This is a genomic window from Salinarimonas rosea DSM 21201 (assembly GCF_000429045.1).
GTDB lineage: Bacteria > Pseudomonadota > Alphaproteobacteria > Rhizobiales > Beijerinckiaceae > Salinarimonas > Salinarimonas rosea.
Genome location: NZ_AUBC01000001.1, coordinates 90,508 through 105,336, shown reverse-complemented (window position 1 = coordinate 105,336; position 14,829 = coordinate 90,508). Strand labels below are relative to the sequence as shown.

The following is a 14,829-nucleotide window of genomic DNA, read 5'->3' as shown; positions in this document are numbered from 1 at the left end:
CACGAGCGGCGTCCCGCGCCTCATTCGCCCTGGCCGAGCGAGTATCCCGCCACGCCGTCGAACGTGTAGAGCTGCTCCGTCTTCACGAAGTCGATCCCCGCCGCAGCGAGCGCCGCGAGCAGGGCGGCGACGTCGGCGTGGGTGGGCGTGGTGTCCGCGGGCGCCTTGAAGCGGGCGCGCCAATGGTCGACGAGGCTCGTCTCCGGCAGGCCCTGCGGCCAGACCTTGACGCCGCGGTTGGTCAGGAGCGTCAGCGCGAAGGGGCCCGCGGCGGCCGCCTGCAGGCGCGCGGCGATGGCGTCCGGATCGATCCCGTCGTCGTGAACGAAGACGTCGATGCCGACCAGCGCCTTCGCCTGCTTGCGGCGCGGTGCCGCCTGCGGCACGCCGAGCGGGGCGCCGGCCTGGTAGGCGACCGGCGAAAGCGTGCGCGGCGCCTGGCCGAGGCGCGCGATCACCGCGTCGGCGAAGGCCTGCGTGCCCACCGGCACGACGTCGCGGCCGCGGGCGAGGTCGGCGGTGACGATGCCGTCCTCGAGCGTGCGCTTCCAGGCGTTGTGGACACGGGTGGCGACATCGGCCTGGCCGAGATGGACGAGCATCATCACGCCCGCCAGCAGCAGGCCCGACGGGTTCGCCACGTCCTGCCCGGCGATGGTCGGCGCCGAGCCGTGGATCGCCTCGAACATCGCCCCGTGCGGGCCGATGTTCGCCGACGGCGCGAGGCCCACCGAGCCGGTCACCTCGGCCGCGATGTCGGAGACGATGTCGCCGTAGAGGTTCGGCGTCACGATGACGTCGAACAGGTCCGGCTGCGCCGCGAGCTTCGCCGCGCCGATGTCGATGATCCAGTGGTCGGTCTCGATCTCGGGATACTCGGGCGCGATCTCGTCGAAGACCCGACGGAACAGGCCGTCGGTGAGCTTCATGATGTTGTCCTTGGTGAAGGCCGTGACCTTGCGCCGGCCGTTGGCACGGGCGTACTCGAAGGCGTAGCGCACGATGCGCTCGCAGCCCGGGCGCGTGATCAGCTTGAGGCACTGGACGACGTCGTCCGTCTGCCGGTGCTCGATGCCGGCGTAGAGATCCTCCTCGTTCTCGCGCACGATCACCACGTCCATCGTCGGGTGCATGGTCGGAACGAAGGGCGCGTAGGCCGAGCAGGGGCGCACGTTGGCGAAGAGGCCGAGCGCCTTGCGCATGGTGACGTTCAGGCTCTTGTAGCCGCCGCCCTGCGGCGTCGTGATCGGCGCCTTGAAGAGCACCTTCGTGCGCCGGATCGTCTCCCAGGCGGAGCCCGGGATGCCCGAGGTCTCGCCCGCGCGGTACACGGCCTCGCCGATCGTGATGGGCTCGCAGGCGATGTTCGCGCCCGCCGCCGCGAGGACGCGCAGGCTCGCCGCCATGATCTCCGGGCCGATGCCGTCGCCGAAGGCGACCGCGACGGGCGTCGCGCCCGGGCCGGCGCTGAAGAGGGTGTCGGCGTGATCGAACGATGCGGACATGAGCGTGGCCCCGGTGTGGTGTCGATGTCCGCGAGGATGTACCGGGACGCAGACGTTCCGTGAAATGCATTGTCTTCAACGTTTCGTTCGGTCTGAACGAACGTCCGGTGGGCATCGCAAACGGGTGGCCCGCGCACCCGGCGCATGCTGTCTTCCGCGGCACCCTCACCCGGAGACACCCGTCATGACCTTCCGCATCACCGGCCTCTCGCCGGAACCCTTCCTGCCGCTCTACGGCCTTCCCGACGCCGATCTCGCGGCGCGCGGCGTCCGGCGCCTCGTGGTCGATCGCGCGCCGGGGTACCCGGACAGGATCGAGATGCGCGATGCGCACCTCGGGGAGACGGTGCTCCTCCTCAACCACGTCTCCCAGCCCGCCGGCACGCCCTATCGGGCATCGCACGCGATCTTCGTGCGCGAGGGCGCGCGCGAGACGTACGACCGGGTCGGCGTCGTTCCCGAGGTCATGCGCACGCGCCTTCTGTCGCTGCGCGCCTTCGACGCCGAGGGCATGATGCGCGACGCCGACGTGGTCGACGGCGCCGAGGTCGAGAGCCTGATCGAGCGGCTCTTCGCCGAACCGGCGGTGTGCACGATCCACGCCCACAACGCGAAGCCCGGCTGCTATTCCGGGCGGATCGAGCGGGCCTAGAGCGTCAGCGCAGGCGCGCGAGCACGGCCGCCACCGCCGCCTCGAGCTCTCGCGCCAGCGTCTCGGCGGCACGCGCGTCCGCCTTGCCGTCCGCCGCCGCGCGCAGGGCGTCGACGTGGGCGGCGACGAGGGCGCCGGGGGTTCGGCTCTCCGCGCCGGCGAGGAGGCGGGCGAGGCTCGCGGCCATGCGCGCGACCTGCGGGGACGCGACGCCGAGCGCCGTCCCGCGCAGGCGATGAGCGGCACGCAGGCAGCGCGCGCGGCAGGCCGCGTCCCCGGCGGCGAAGCCGTCGGCCACGCCGGCGCAGCGCGCGGCCTCGGCGGCGAGAACGTCGCCCGTGTCCGCCCGCACCCGAGCCTCCGCCGCCTCGGCGCGCGCGACGGACTCCTCGAGCGCCTCCTCGTAGCCGGCGTCGAAGGCGAGCGCGCGCTCGCGCAGGTCGGCGGGGACCGGCACCGTCTCGCGGCGAGGCCGCGGTGAAGTGGGCCTCGGCTCGCGCGCGGGCTCCCGCGAGGGTTCGCGAGTGGGCTCGCGGGAAGATTTGCCCGCCTTCGGCGGTGCGGGGATGATCCGCATACCTCACGCCTCCTGCGGCAGGACGAGCGCCTGCGGGCGGCTGCGGTCCGGCCCGAAATAGTGCGGCGTCGCCACGAAGGGGCGGGTGTCGGCGAGAACGGCGAGGAGGCGCTCGTAGAAGGCCCGCGGCGTCACGGGCTTGACGAGGTAGCCGCTCACGCCCGCGCGCATGGCCCGCATCACCCGCCCGCGCTCGCCGTAGGCGGTGAGCATCAGGATCGGCACGAAGGGGTTCGGGCTCGCGGCGCGGTCGCGCAGCGCCCGCGTCAGCGCGATGCCGTCGAGGCCGGGCATCTCCCAGTCGGTGACGACGACGTCCGCGGGAGCCTCGCGCATCAGCGCCAGCGCCCGCGCGCCGTCGGCGGTGTCGCGCACCGAGCGCGCGCCGAAGGCCTCGAGCCAGGCGACCGTGAGCCGGCGCCAGAACGGGTCGTCCTCGGCGACGACGAAGCTCAGGTTCTCGAAGGCGATCCGCATCTCGGGTCTCCCGGCGTCTCGGGCCTCGGACTATCGGCTCACGGCCCGAACTGCTCGCGCAGGATACGCTCGTCGAGGCCGTGGCCGGGATCGTGCAGCATGACGAGGTCCACCGTGCGGTCGAGCGAGGCCTCGACGCGCGCCACGCGGCGGAACTCGGTGTGGTCGGCGACCGCCGCGACGGGGCGCAGCTCCGCCTCCTTCACCTCGATCGTCACCCGCGCGTGGTCCGGCAGGAGCGCCCCGCGCCAGCGCCGGGGGCGGAAGGCGGAGATCGGGGTGAGCGCGAGGAGCGGCGCGTTCAGCGGCAGGATCGGGCCGCCGGTGGAGAAGTTGTAGGCGGTCGAGCCCGCCGGCGTGGCGACCAGCAGGCCGTCGGCGATGAGCTCGGCCATGCGCACCTTGCCGTCCACCGCGATCGTCAGCTTCGCGGCCTGGTGCGTCTGGCGCAGCATCGAGACCTCGTTGATCGCCCGCGCGGTGTGGGTGCGGCCCTGCGTGTCGAGCGCCGTCATCAGGAGCGGGTGCACCACCGCGCGCTGCGCGGCGGCGAGGCGCTCCAGCAGCCCGTCCTCGCGGTAGTCGTTCATCAGGAAGCCGACCGAGCCGCGGTTCATCCCGTAGATCGGCTTCTCCACGCCCATGAACAGGTGGAGCGTCTGCAGCATCAGCCCGTCGCCGCCGAGCGCGACGACCACGTCCGCCTCTCCCGCCGGGACGCTGGGGTAGCGGGCGCGCAGGCGCTCGGCCGCGCCCTGCGCCTCGGGATGCTCGCTCGCGACGAAGGCGATCGTCTTGTCACGGCTCATCGGGATGCTGCACCTATCGCCCGGCTGGGACACACGCGTTCGACAGGAGGCATAGCATGGATGAGCCGCTGTTCGTCTACACGACCTTTCCCGACGAGGCGGCGGCGGGCGCCGTCTCGCGCGCGCTCGTCGAGCGGGGCCTCGCGGCCTGCGTCAACCTGATCCCGGGCATGCGCAGCGTCTACGCCTGGCAGGGCGCGATCGAGGAGGCATCCGAGATCGTCGGGCTGGTGAAGACGCGCCGCGGCCTCGAGGAGGCCGTCGGCGCGACGATCCGCGAGGTCCACCCCTACGAGACGCCCGTGGTGTTCTCGATCCCCGTCGGCGCCGACGCGCCGACCAAAGCCTGGCTCATGGGCGCGACGGGGCTCTGAGCGCGGTCGCGCCCGCGGCCGCGTCGAAGGCGTCGAGGAAGGCGGAGAGGTTGCGCGGCAGCGCCTCGCAGAGGTATCCCCCCTCCTGCACGATCGTGGTCGGCAGGCCGGCTCCGGCGATCGCCTCGGCGGCGCGGGCGAACCCGTCGGTGGTCACGCGCAGCGCGCCGATCGGGTCGTCCTGCGACGCATCGAGGCCGAGGGCGACGACGAGAGCGCCGGGCGCGAAGCGCGCGATCCCGTCGAGCGCCTCGGCGAGCGCGGCGAGCCAGGCGTCGTCGCCGGAGCCGTGCGCGAGGGGGAGGTTGCGGTTGCATCCCGCGCCGGCGCCCGCGCCGGTCTCGTCGGCATATCCGGCATAGTAGGGGAAGTAGTCCGCGGGGTCTGCGTGAACCGACACCGTGAGGATATCTCCACGTGTGTAAAAAATCCCCTGGGTGCCGTTGCCGTGGTGGACGTCGATATCCAGGATCGCAACACGCGCCTGCGTCTCGCGCAGGCGCTGTGCGGCCACGGCGCTGTTGTTGATGAAGCAGAAGCCGCCGGCCGAGGCGGCATAGGCGTGATGGCCCGGCGGACGGCAGAGCGCGTAGGCGCGCCCGTCCGCCAGCGCGGCGTCGGCGGCGCTGGCCGCGACCTGGGCGCCGGCCCGCACCGCCTCCCATGTGCCCGCTCGGACGGGCGTCGAGGTGTCGGCGGTGTAGTAGCCGACGAGACCGAGCAGTCCCTCGGGACGGCGGCTCATGTCCGGTCGGGCGAAATGGCCGGAGAGCACCTCGTCGATGCTGCCGGGGATCTCGGCCCGGCGGCTCCAGGCCTCGGCGAGGAAGCGGATGTAGCCGGCGTCGTGCACTGCGAGGATCGGCGCCTCGCCGTGGTCGGCGGGGGCCTCGAGGCGATGGTGGCCGGCGATCGCATCACGCAGGACCGCGTAGCGGGAGGCCTGCTCGGGATGCGCGACGATCGCGCCGCGCCGGAAGTAGCGATCCGGATCGTGGGCGGCGGACCGGGCGTCGTGGAAGGCACGCATTGCGGTCGTCACCGTTTCTCGGGCGAGAAGACCGGAGAGCTGCGTCGCCGCGCGCGGGAGCCATGGGCCCCCGCGCGTCGCGAAGCCGCGCGGTGCGCGGGATCAGGCCTTCGGCGCCTCGGTGACCTCGGCGGTGGCGAAGGTCTCGGCGATCTGGGCGAGATTGTCGAGGAGCTTGCGCGAGCGGATCTTCGAGGCCGAGACGATCAGGCGCTGGACGCCGTCGTCCGCCAGGATGTCCTGCCGATCGCTCTGCTTGGCCTCGACTTCCTCGCCGAACGAGAAGAAGAACTCGATCGGCTGGTCGGTGGAGAGGGACACCTGGTGCAGGCGCCCGGCACCGATGCGGTCGGTGCCGTTCTCGTACTTCTGGATCTGCTGATAGGTCACGCCGATCTGCTCGCCCAGCTTCTGCTGGCTCATCTTGGCGATACGGCGCGCCAGGCGGATACGCTGACCGACGAAGCGGTCGATGTCGGTGGGGCAACGAGTTGACATGGGCTTCCACTGATCTCGGGTTGAGTGTGTCTAAGGAGATATGCGTTTTTTCCGTGCCTGTAAATGGAAGTGCGCGAGAAATCCTGCGTCGGGTCCGGTGCCCGGTGGGCCGTGGATAGAATAACGACACGTCGACGGAGTTGCGGAAAAATCGACGAGAGATGCCGAAAGCCCCGAAAATGCAGATGCATAAGGGCGCCGACGGCGGTTTGCCGCCTTGGGAGAATGCAGGGTTTCGAGCCTGCATCGTGCGGTTTCGCCAATCCGGAAGTTTGGCTTTCGCACGTAATGCGTCGGGACGGCTACGCTCGGATGGCGGCCGGCAAGCCGGTCGCGCGGACGTACGCACGAGCGGAAATCCTTGAATGTGAAGGGCTTGTGCCGGCCTGGCCGAGGATTCCGCATCCGTTCGGCGACTCGTGATGTGAGCGATCCGCGTCCGGCCCCTGTGTCGGATCGCTCGCATAGCGTTCGGGCGAGGCCCGTCTCCGCCTGCGCAGAGCGCAATCCGAACGTGCCTAACATATGTTTGTTGTAACGTCGGCGGTACATGATGTTCGTCAGAAATTGTGTTTGCATCCGCATCGCCTCCGCAGCGGGTTACGTCCGCGCGGCGCTGGAAGACGTGCCGATTGCTTGGCTGATCGACGGCCCACGACCACCTTTGTTGTACCATGCTTGTTGAATCGCTTTACGGACCGCTTCGCTCCGGCGGCGATCGCCGGGTGATTCGCCCGCGCGCGGCCCCTTGCCACCGACCCGGGCGCGTGCGACAGCGGTCGCGAGGACCACGATGACCGACATGCTCGAGCCCGATCTGTGCGTCGTCGGCGCCGGAGCGGCGGGATTGTCCGTCGCCGCCGTCGCCGCTTCCCTCGACGCCTCCGTCGTCCTGGTGGAGAAGGGCGCCGAGAGGGACGGCACGCCCGGCGGCGGAATGGGCGGGGAATGCCTGCTCACGGGCTGCGTTCCGTCGAAGTCCGTCATCGCCGCGGCCGCCCACGCCCACGCGATCCGCTCCGGCGCGCCGTTCGGCGTCTCGGCCGCGGAGCCGAGCGTCGACTATGCGGCGCTGCGCGCCCATGTCCGCGCCGTGATCGCGGACATCGCCCCCAACGACTCGGTCGCGCGCTACCGGGCGATGGGCGTCACCGTGCTCGCGCGGCACGCCCGCTTCGTCGATCGCGCGACGCTCGACGTCGAGGGCACCCGCGTGCGCGCCCGGCGCTTCGTCCTCGCCACCGGGTCGCGCCCCCTCGTGCCCGACATCCCGGGCCTCGCCGAGACGCCGTATCTCACGAACGAGACGGTCTTCGACCTCGACGAGCGTCCCCGCCGCCTGCTCGTGATCGGCGCCGGGCCGGTCGGCATGGAGCTCGCCCAGGCGCATCGCCGTCTCGGGGCCGAGGTCGTCGTCGTCTCGAACGGCCCGGCGCTGGCGGGGCAGGACCGCGAGGTCGCGGCCATTGCGGCGAACGCCCTGCGCGCGGAGGGCGTCGACCTGCGCGAGGGCATCGCGGTCCTCGCCGCCGAGGCGATCGCGGGCGGCGTGCGCCTCCGGGTGCGTGCGGGGGAGGGGGCCCCCGAGGAGGTGCTCGAAGGCTCGCACCTCCTCGTCGCCGCCGGGCGCCGCCCGACGGTCGGCGACCTCGGGCTCGAGGCGGCGGGGGTCGCCCACGACGCCGCCGGCATCCGGGTCGACGCGCGGCTGCGCACCACCAACCGTAAGATCTACGCCATCGGCGACTGCGCCAGCGGCGGAACGGGCGGCCTGCGCTTCACCCACGCGGCGAGCCAGCACGCCTCGCTCGTCGTGCGCGACGCGCTCTTCCGCCTCCGGGCGCCGCTCGATCCGACGGCGATCCCGCGCGTGACCTACACCGACCCCGAGATCGCGAGCGTCGGGCTTTCCGAGGAGGAGGCCTTTCGCCGGGACGCGAAGGCTCGTATCCTGCGCTGGCCCGTCGGCGAGCTGGACCGGGCCAAGGCCGAGCGGCGCACGCACGGCCTGATCAAGGCCTTCGTGGCGCGCGACGGGCGCGTGCTCGGCTGCGCCATCGCGGCCCCGCACGCGGGCGAGCTGATCGCGCCCTGGACGCTCGCCCTCGCCAAGCGCCTGAAGGCGCGGGACCTCGCGGGGATCGTGATGCCGTACCCGACCTACTCGGAGCTGACGAAGCGCGCCGCCGTCGAGGACCTGCGACCGCTCGCGACGAATCCCTGGGTGCAGCGCTGGCGCCGATTGATGCGCAGCTTCGGCTAGGCGGGACTGGAGGCCCGATGGACGACGCGACCATCGCCGAACCGACCCGGGGCCTGGTGCAGGACGGGATCTCGCGGGACGGGATCCTGCAGGGCGCGGCCGCCGCCCCCGCGGCGCGGCCGCGGCGCCCCGTCGTGGGCCTCTCGGGACGCCTCCTCGTCCTCACCATCGCCTTCGTCATGCTGGCCGAGGTGCTGATCTACGTTCCCTCGGTGGCGAACTTCCAGCGCAGCTGGCTCTCGGACCGGCTCGCGGCGGCGCAGATCGCCGCCCTCGTCCTCGACGCGGGCGACGCGGACATGCCCGGCCTCCAGGAGAAGCTGCTCGCGGGCGTCGGCGCCGAGCTGGTGGCGGTGCGCGGCGGCGGGACGCGCCGGCTGCTCGCCGTCGACGTCACCATGCCCCCCGAGGTCGTCCGCACGGTCGACCTGCGCACGCAATCGCCGCTCGAGGCCATCCCCGCCGCCTTCGCCACGCTCGTCGGCCGCGACCCCGGCATGATGCGCGTCGTCGGCGACGGTACCGGGCCGAACGCCGCGGAGATCGACTTCGTCGAGATCGTCATCGACCCCGCGCCCCTGCGGGAGGCGCTGTTCGGCTTCTCGCGCAACATCCTGATCCTGTCCCTGATCATCTCCGGCATCACGGCCGGGCTCGTCTACCTCTCGCTCCAGGCGGTGATCGTGCGTCCCGTGCGCCGGCTCTCGGCCAACCTCGAGCGCTTCTCGGAGGAGCCGGAGGACGCCTCGCGCATCATCGCGCCGAGCCGGCGCACCGACGAGATCGGCACCGCGGAGCGGGCTCTCGAGCGCACCGAGCGCGCGCTGGCGGAGGAGCTGCGCACCAAGCGCCGGCTCGCGGAGCTCGGCCTGGGCGTCGCCAAGATCAATCACGACCTGCGCAACATGCTCGCCTCGGCGCAGCTGATCTCCGACCGCCTGGCGGACGTCGAGGACCCGACCGTCCAGCGCATCGCGCCGCGGCTGATCGGGACCCTCCAGCGCGCGATCGACTTCTCGGAGGCGACGCTCGCCTACGGCCGCGCCGTCGAGCCGGCGCCGAGCCGGCGCGTGCTGCCGCTCGTCGAGATCCTCGCCGATCTCCACGCCGTGCCGGGGCTCGCCGCCGCGGACGCGCAGGCGCTCCCTCGGCCGGCCGGGGAGGGCGCGGCGCGGCTCGAGCTGGACGTCGCGCCGGACGTGACGATCGACGCGGACCGCGAGCAGCTCGCCCGCGTCCTCGTCAACCTCGCCCGCAACGCCGTGCAGGCGATGGTGCGCCTGCCCGCCGAGGAGCGCGTCCTGCGGATCTCCGCGCGCCGTGCGGACGGGGCGTGCATCGTCGAGGTCTGCGATTCGGGTCCGGGGCTCCCGGCGAAGGCGCGCGAGCACCTGTTCGAGCCCTTCAAGGGCGCCGCCCGCGCCTCCGGCACGGGGCTCGGCCTCGCCATCTGCGCGGAGATCGTGCGGCTCCACGGCGGCCGCATCGTCCACGACGTCGACCCGGCCCGGACGCTGCCGGGCGCCGCCTTCCGCATCGAGATCCCCGATCGGCCGCGCGACGGCGCGTGATCGGCCGCGACGCACCGGGCCGGCGGCCGTCCGTGGCGACCGGCCCGAAAAAAGTGCGCTTCGAGGCGAAAACCCGCTTGCCAAGCCCGCCGGGATTTCCTATTCCACCGGCCTCGCGACGACGCACAGCGATCGCCGCGACGGCAGGCGCCCGTAGCTCAGCTGGATAGAGCACCAGACTACGAATCTGGGGGTCAGAGGTTCGAATCCTTTCGGGCGCGCCACCTTCTTCCGACATTCGCGTGTAGTGCATCGGCTGTCGTTCCGGATTGCGAGGCAGGTCCGGGCGCGGAGCCACGCATGCTGAAGAGCGGCGCGCAGGCGTCGTGCCCTTCGCCGCGCATCCCGGCACCGGCGCCCGAAGCCGTACCCTCCCGGCGGAAGACCCGATGCATCCGAGCCTCCGGGCAGCTCGACGAGGCGAGGTTACGGCGCACGTCGCTCGGATCACCCGGCTCGGCCTCGACATACGGCCGGTGGCGCGATACATATGTCCAAGCAGATCGAAACACCCCGTCTATATGCGAGGGCATATCGTGTCGGCAGCCGAGCCCATCGCCATGCGCCTCAAGTCGGCCCGCCTGGGCAAGGGCCTCAGCCAGCGCGCCTTGGGTGCTCTCGTCGGCCTGCCCCAGAGCCACGTCTCCAAGATCGAGAGCGGCGCGGTCGACCTGAAGCTGTCGAGCCTCGTCGAGCTCGCGCGCGTGCTCGACCTCGACCTGCGGCTCGTCCCGCGCAAGGCGTTGCCCGCCGTCGACAGCATCGTGAGGGCTGTCACCGACGGCGCGGCGCCTGCCGTTCGTCCGGCCTACACGCTCGACGGGGAGGACGACGATGCCTGACGTCTCGGTCCTCGACGTCCGGCTCCACGGGGAGACGATCGGCACGCTCGCCCATCTGGGCGGCGACCGCACCATCTTCGCCTTCAGCGACAGCTACGTCGCGCGCGAGGACCGCCCGACGCTCGGCCTCTCCTTCAAGGACGCGCTCGGCGGGCTGATCACCGAGCTGCCGGCGACGCAGCGACGCGTCGCGCCCTTCTTCGCCAACCTCCTGCCGGAGGGGCCGCTGCGGGACTATCTCGCCCGGCGTGCGGGCGTGCATGCCGAGCGCGAGTTCTTTCTGCTGTGGGTGCTCGGGCGGGACCTGCCGGGCGCCGTCACCATCGCGCCTGCCGACGGCGAGGCATGGCCGCCGATGGCCGACGATGGTCTCGCGGAAGGCGCGGGAGGCGATCGGCCGGATGCGCTGCGCTTCTCCCTCGCGGGCGTGCAGCTCAAGTTCTCCGCGATCGAGAACCGCGGCAGGAACGGCGGTCTCGCCATTCCCGCGCACGGCGTGGGCGGCGCTTGGATCGTCAAGCTGCCGTCGAGCCGCTTCGAGGGTGTGCCGGAGAACGAGCATGCCATGATGAGCCTCGCCCGCGCTGTCGGCATCGACGTACCCGAATTCCGGCTCGTCGATCTCGACGCGATCGGCGGCCTGCCGGAGGGCATCGGCCGGCGCGAGGGCCGGGCCTTCGCCATCCGCCGCTTCGACCGCGGCCCCCATGGGCCGGTGCACATCGAGGACTTCGCTCAGGTGTTCGGGGTCTATCCGGAGCGGAAGTACGAGACGGCCACGGTGCGCAGCATCGCGCAGGTGCTCGGCATCGAGAGCGGAGCCGAGAGCGTGGCGGAGCTCGTCCGCCGTGTGGTGTTCTGCGTGCTGATCGGCAATGCCGATATGCACCTCAAGAACTGGTCCCTCATCTACCCGGATCGGCGCACGCCGCGCCTCGCGCCGGCCTACGACCTCGTCTCGACGATCGCCTTCCTGGACGACGATGGCTTTGCCCTGAAGTTCGCCCGCACCCGCCGCTTCGACGCGTTCGGGCGCGAGGAACTCTCCTACCTGGCCGAGAAGGCCGGCCTGCCGGTGCGGCCGGCGCTCGCCGTGGCACGGGAGACGACCGAGCGCTTCCTCCTCGCGTGGGAGGCGGAGAAGGCGCACCTGTCGCTGCCGGCGGCCGCGGTGACGACGATCGACGCGCATCTCGCGCGCCTGCCGATCGTCCGCGGCGTCTGATCGCGCGCCGCCGCGCGGATCGGCGCGCCCGCCCGCGCGTTGTCGTCGCCAGTCCTCCGCAATCCCTGTCGCGCGCCGCACCGATCTGGAGCCCGCCATGCCGCACGACCCGGGCCCCACGCCCGTCCCCGCCGAGCGCGCCGAGGCGATCGCCCGCGCGGTCGCGGAGCGACTCGGCCGCGAGCCCGGAGTGCGGGCCGTGGCGCTCGGCGGGTCGCGGGCGTCGGGGGGCGGGGAGGCGCTCGCGGACGCGCTCTCGGATCTCGACCTCTACGTCTACGCCGACCCGCGCCCCAGCGTCGCCGCCCGCCGCGCGCTGGTCTCGGAGCACGCGGTGCCCGGCACGGGGGAAATCGACAACCGCTATTTCGAGCCCGGCGACGAGTGGCTCGACCGTGCGGGGATCGGCCTCGACGTCATGTACCGCGACCCCGCCTGGATCGAGGACCGGATCGCCGCCGCGATGGAGCGGGCCGAGCCGAGCCTCGGCTGGTCCACCTGCCTCGTCTACAACGTCGCGCGGGCGCGGCCGTTGGTGGACCCCGGCGGCTGGTTCGCGGGCCTCCGGGCGCGGGCGCGCGCGCCCTATCCGGAGGCGCTGGCGCGGGCGATCTGCGCGCACAATGCGCCGATGCTGCGCGGGGCGCGCTGCTCCTTCCTGGAGCAGCTGACGCTCGCGGGTGCGCGCGCCGACGCGGTGGCGAGCAACCACCGCGCCGCCGCGTTCCTGGCGTCCTGGTTCGACATGCTCTTCGCGGCCAACCACGCGCTCCATCCCGGCGAGAAGCGGCTCGTGGCGCAGGTGCGGGCGATGGGCCTCGAGGGGCCCGACGGGTGGGAGGCGGCGCTCGGCGGCTTCCTGGCAGCGTCGCCCGAGGACCGGCCGGGGCTCGCCCACGGCCTCGCCGACGGGATCGAGGCGCTGGTCGAGGCCCGCCTGCCGGGAGCCCTCGCGGCACGTCGGCCGCGGTGAGCGCCGGCCGGCGCCGCGGGCGAGGGCTCAGAACGCCGGCCCGGGACGCAGCCCGAGGCGGCGCATGACGATGGCGGCCGGGCAGAAGCCGGTGAAGGCCGACTGGATCAGGTTCGCACCCACGAAGGCCGTGAGCCAGACGAAGTGCGGCGACACCGTCGCGGTGAGGACGAGCGAGGCGAGGATCATGAAGCCGGCGAAGGCGAGGACGGCGCGGTCGAGGGTCATGGCGGATCTCCGTTTCAATGCAAACATTAGAATAAACTAACTTAACGCAGCCGCAAGCCCCGCGCGGCTCCGTGCGATTCCCGATGCGGCGCGAACCGGCGGCGGCGCCGACGCGTTCGCAGCCCATGGAGCCCCGCCGAGACGCCCCGCACGACGACGGATCCGGGAACGCCGGCTCGGGAGAGGGCCCATCGCAGGCCGCCACCTACGCCCGCCTCGCCGTGGGCATGGCGTTCTTCGGCTCGGCCACGCCGGTATCGAAGATCGTCACGCAGGCGATGCCGGTCTTCGTCGGCTCCGCCCTGCGGGTCGCGATCGGCGCGCTGGTGCTCGCGCCGATCGTCTGGCGCCGGCGTCGCGAGGTGCGCAGGCTCTCGCGCAAGGATTGGATGCTCGCCGCGCTCATCGCGCTCTTCGGCATGTTCGGCTTCAGCGCGCTGATGCTCTACGGCATGGGGATGGTGTCGGGCGTCACCGGCGCGATCGTGATGTCGACGGCACCCGCCGTGACGGCCGCGGCGTCGGTCGTCTTCATGCGGGACGCGGTCACCTGGCGGAAGATCGCCGCGATCGCGCTCGCGGTCACGGGCGTCCTCGTCCTCCAGCTCGGCGGGGAGGGCGGCTCCGGCTCGGGGGCCAACGAGGGCTCCTCCGGCGTCTCCTGGCTCGGCGTCGGCCTCGTCTTCGGCGCGGTCTGCTGCGAGGCGGCCTACACGCTCCTCGGCAAGCGCGTCTCCCGGGACGTCGACCCCGTGCTCGTCGCCTTCCTGGCGGCGGCGATGTCGATCCCGCTCTTCGTGCCCTTCGCGATTTGGCAATGGTCGGGCTTCGATGCCGCGAGCGTCGACGCGCGCGCCTGGATCGCGGTCGCGTGGTACGGGGCGGGTACGCTCGCGCTCGGCTCCTGGCTCTGGTACGCCGGCGTGGCACGCACGCAGGGCTCGATCGCGGCCGGGTTCATGGCGGTGATGCCCACCTCGGCGCTCCTGCTCTCCTACGCGCTGCTCGGCGAGCCGTTCGCCTGGATACATCTCGTCGGGTTCGCGATCGTCCTCGCCGGCGTGCTGCTGATCGCGTGGGAGCACGCGCGCGCGAGTGGCTGAGCCGCCCGAGCGGGAGGCGTGCCGGGAAAAAAAGCGGCGCGACCTCTCGCGAGGCCGCGCCGTCGAGTTCGGGTCTCGACCCTTCGGAGGTCGATCGCGGAGATATGGTGCGTGCCCCGCGTTGCGCCAGGAGCCGTAGCCGAGATCAGTCCAGGAAGAAAGTCCTGGTGAGGCAGGCGTCGCGCACGAGGGTGGTCATCGCGGCGGCATCGAGGGTGCTCGGGTCGAAGGGCGGGCGCGCGGCGCGGCGGGCGAGCAGCTCCTCGATGGCGTCCTCGTCCTCGAGCATGGCGAGGCTCACCGGGGGCAGCGCATGGGCCTCGACGGGGCCCAGCGCGACGAGCGTCACCGCGTGGTGGCGCGGGTCGACGAGAAGCTGCCGCAAGAGCTCGCCGATCGCCTCGGATCCGCCTTCGAGCGCCTGCATGAAGACGCCCCGGTAGAGCACGAGCCCGCCGCGCAGGCCGCGCGCCTCGTTGTGGCGCCGGCTCGTCGCGACGAGCGCGGCGCGCGCATCCGCATCGACACCCGCCGCCATCCGGCTGTGATAGACGAGACGCGTGAGGCCGCTCTCGATCATGAGCGCGCCGTCACGGGCACGAGGGTCGCCGGGCCGGGCGCGGCTCCGCACGGCAACCGACGAGCGACAGCGTCTCGTTCCGACAGAGGGCGCCGTCCGAGCGTCGCCACGCACGAGCGGCC

General features: G+C 72.5%; 16 protein-coding genes and 1 tRNA gene. 9 read left to right on the top strand and 8 right to left on the bottom strand.

Features of this window, described 5'->3' with window-relative positions:
* Positions 1 to 20: 20 nt before the first annotated feature.
* Positions 21 to 1,505 carry an NADP-dependent isocitrate dehydrogenase gene (locus G407_RS0100480; protein WP_029029225.1) on the bottom strand — a complete coding sequence of 495 codons (1,485 nt, stop codon included), beginning with the start codon at positions 1,503 to 1,505 and terminating at the stop codon, positions 21 to 23.
* Between the two features lie 184 nt (positions 1,506 to 1,689).
* Here G407_RS0100480 and G407_RS0100475 point away from each other — a divergent pair, with 184 nt between their 5' ends.
* Entirely contained in the window at positions 1,690 to 2,157 is a 468-nt protein-coding gene (locus G407_RS0100475) for a DUF1203 domain-containing protein (RefSeq protein WP_029029224.1), read from the top strand.
* Between the two features lie 4 nt (positions 2,158 to 2,161).
* On the opposite strand, the gene G407_RS0100470 is transcribed toward G407_RS0100475, so the two are convergent.
* The 3 genes from G407_RS0100470 to G407_RS0100460 form a co-directional block, all read right to left on the bottom strand.
* Positions 2,162 to 2,614: a hypothetical protein gene (locus G407_RS0100470; protein ID WP_029029223.1), complete on the bottom strand. Its 453-nt coding sequence runs from the start codon at positions 2,612 to 2,614 to the stop codon at positions 2,162 to 2,164.
* A gap of 123 nt (positions 2,615 to 2,737) precedes the next feature.
* On the bottom strand, positions 2,738 to 3,211 hold the full coding sequence (locus tag G407_RS24890; protein WP_084327122.1) for a response regulator: 474 nt from the start codon (positions 3,209 to 3,211) through the stop codon (positions 2,738 to 2,740).
* Between the two features lie 38 nt (positions 3,212 to 3,249).
* On the bottom strand, positions 3,250 to 4,020 hold the full coding sequence (locus G407_RS0100460) for an NAD kinase (protein WP_029029222.1): 771 nt from the start codon (positions 4,018 to 4,020) through the stop codon (positions 3,250 to 3,252).
* Positions 4,021 to 4,076: 56 nt separating this feature from the next.
* Here G407_RS0100460 and cutA point away from each other — a divergent pair, with 56 nt between their 5' ends.
* A complete protein-coding gene (cutA, locus tag G407_RS0100455; RefSeq protein ID WP_029029221.1) occupies positions 4,077 to 4,394 on the top strand; it encodes a divalent-cation tolerance protein CutA in 318 nt (105 codons plus the stop codon).
* Here the strand turns inward: cutA and G407_RS24885 are convergent.
* Both G407_RS24885 and G407_RS30045 read right to left on the bottom strand, forming a co-directional pair.
* A complete protein-coding gene (locus tag G407_RS24885) occupies positions 4,372 to 5,424 on the bottom strand; it encodes a histone deacetylase family protein (RefSeq protein WP_043538592.1) in 1,053 nt (350 codons plus the stop codon). The genes cutA and G407_RS24885 overlap by 23 nt on opposite strands.
* A gap of 102 nt (positions 5,425 to 5,526) precedes the next feature.
* Entirely contained in the window at positions 5,527 to 5,922 is a 396-nt protein-coding gene (locus G407_RS30045; RefSeq protein ID WP_052340756.1) for a helix-turn-helix domain-containing protein, read from the bottom strand.
* A 793-nt stretch (positions 5,923 to 6,715) separates the two neighbouring features.
* On the opposite strand from G407_RS30045, the gene G407_RS0100440 reads away from it, so the two are divergent.
* From G407_RS0100440 to G407_RS24870, 6 genes are all read left to right on the top strand, one after another.
* Positions 6,716 to 8,185, top strand: coding sequence for a dihydrolipoyl dehydrogenase family protein (locus G407_RS0100440; RefSeq protein ID WP_029029220.1), 1,470 nt, complete (start codon positions 6,716 to 6,718; stop codon positions 8,183 to 8,185).
* Positions 8,186 to 8,202: 17 nt separating this feature from the next.
* A complete protein-coding gene (locus G407_RS24875) occupies positions 8,203 to 9,756 on the top strand; it encodes a sensor histidine kinase (protein WP_043538591.1) in 1,554 nt (517 codons plus the stop codon).
* 147 nt (positions 9,757 to 9,903) lie between these two features.
* Positions 9,904 to 9,980, top strand: a tRNA-Arg gene (locus G407_RS0100430).
* Between the two features lie 312 nt (positions 9,981 to 10,292).
* The gene (locus G407_RS0100425; protein ID WP_210163050.1) at positions 10,293 to 10,598 is read left to right on the top strand and encodes a helix-turn-helix domain-containing protein; all 306 of its coding nucleotides are present in this window, start codon (positions 10,293 to 10,295) and stop codon (positions 10,596 to 10,598) included.
* On the top strand, positions 10,591 to 11,823 hold the full coding sequence (locus G407_RS0100420; protein WP_029029218.1) for a type II toxin-antitoxin system HipA family toxin: 1,233 nt from the start codon (positions 10,591 to 10,593) through the stop codon (positions 11,821 to 11,823). Before G407_RS0100425 ends, G407_RS0100420 begins: the two co-directional genes overlap by 8 nt.
* Positions 11,824 to 11,920: 97 nt before the next feature.
* The gene (locus G407_RS24870; protein ID WP_052340752.1) at positions 11,921 to 12,796 is read left to right on the top strand and encodes a nucleotidyltransferase domain-containing protein; all 876 of its coding nucleotides are present in this window, start codon (positions 11,921 to 11,923) and stop codon (positions 12,794 to 12,796) included.
* Positions 12,797 to 12,823: 27 nt separating this feature from the next.
* Here the strand turns inward: G407_RS24870 and G407_RS0100410 are convergent, their stop codons facing one another.
* On the bottom strand, positions 12,824 to 13,024 hold the full coding sequence (locus G407_RS0100410; protein WP_029029217.1) for a YgaP family membrane protein: 201 nt from the start codon (positions 13,022 to 13,024) through the stop codon (positions 12,824 to 12,826).
* Between the two features lie 125 nt (positions 13,025 to 13,149).
* On the opposite strand from G407_RS0100410, the gene G407_RS0100405 reads away from it, so the two are divergent.
* Positions 13,150 to 14,127, top strand: coding sequence for a DMT family transporter (locus G407_RS0100405; protein ID WP_029029216.1), 978 nt, complete (start codon positions 13,150 to 13,152; stop codon positions 14,125 to 14,127).
* A 145-nt stretch (positions 14,128 to 14,272) separates the two neighbouring features.
* On the opposite strand, the gene G407_RS30040 is transcribed toward G407_RS0100405, so the two are convergent.
* Complete coding sequence (locus G407_RS30040; RefSeq protein ID WP_052340751.1) at positions 14,273 to 14,707, bottom strand: BLUF domain-containing protein; 435 nt, start codon at positions 14,705 to 14,707, stop codon at positions 14,273 to 14,275.
* Between the last annotated feature and the right edge of the window lie 122 nt (positions 14,708 to 14,829).

Coding starts and splice junctions, on each gene's coding strand:
- G407_RS0100480 (WP_029029225.1), bottom strand. CDS start 1,505: ATGTCCGCATCGTTCGATCACGCCGACACCCTCTTCAGCGCCGGCCCG.
- G407_RS0100475 (WP_029029224.1), top strand. CDS start 1,690: ATGACCTTCCGCATCACCGGCCTCTCGCCGGAACCCTTCCTGCCGCTC.
- G407_RS24890 (WP_084327122.1), bottom strand. CDS start 3,211: ATGCGGATCGCCTTCGAGAACCTGAGCTTCGTCGTCGCCGAGGACGAC.
- G407_RS0100460 (WP_029029222.1), bottom strand. CDS start 4,020: ATGAGCCGTGACAAGACGATCGCCTTCGTCGCGAGCGAGCATCCCGAG.
- cutA (WP_029029221.1), top strand. CDS start 4,077: ATGGATGAGCCGCTGTTCGTCTACACGACCTTTCCCGACGAGGCGGCG.
- G407_RS24885 (WP_043538592.1), bottom strand. CDS start 5,424: ATGCGTGCCTTCCACGACGCCCGGTCCGCCGCCCACGATCCGGATCGC.
- G407_RS30045 (WP_052340756.1), bottom strand. CDS start 5,922: ATGTCAACTCGTTGCCCCACCGACATCGACCGCTTCGTCGGTCAGCGT.
- G407_RS0100440 (WP_029029220.1), top strand. CDS start 6,716: ATGACCGACATGCTCGAGCCCGATCTGTGCGTCGTCGGCGCCGGAGCG.
- G407_RS24875 (WP_043538591.1), top strand. CDS start 8,203: ATGGACGACGCGACCATCGCCGAACCGACCCGGGGCCTGGTGCAGGAC.
- G407_RS0100420 (WP_029029218.1), top strand. CDS start 10,591: ATGCCTGACGTCTCGGTCCTCGACGTCCGGCTCCACGGGGAGACGATC.
- G407_RS24870 (WP_052340752.1), top strand. CDS start 11,921: ATGCCGCACGACCCGGGCCCCACGCCCGTCCCCGCCGAGCGCGCCGAG.
- G407_RS0100410 (WP_029029217.1), bottom strand. CDS start 13,024: ATGACCCTCGACCGCGCCGTCCTCGCCTTCGCCGGCTTCATGATCCTC.
- G407_RS0100405 (WP_029029216.1), top strand. CDS start 13,150: ATGGAGCCCCGCCGAGACGCCCCGCACGACGACGGATCCGGGAACGCC.
- G407_RS30040 (WP_052340751.1), bottom strand. CDS start 14,707: ATGATCGAGAGCGGCCTCACGCGTCTCGTCTATCACAGCCGGATGGCG.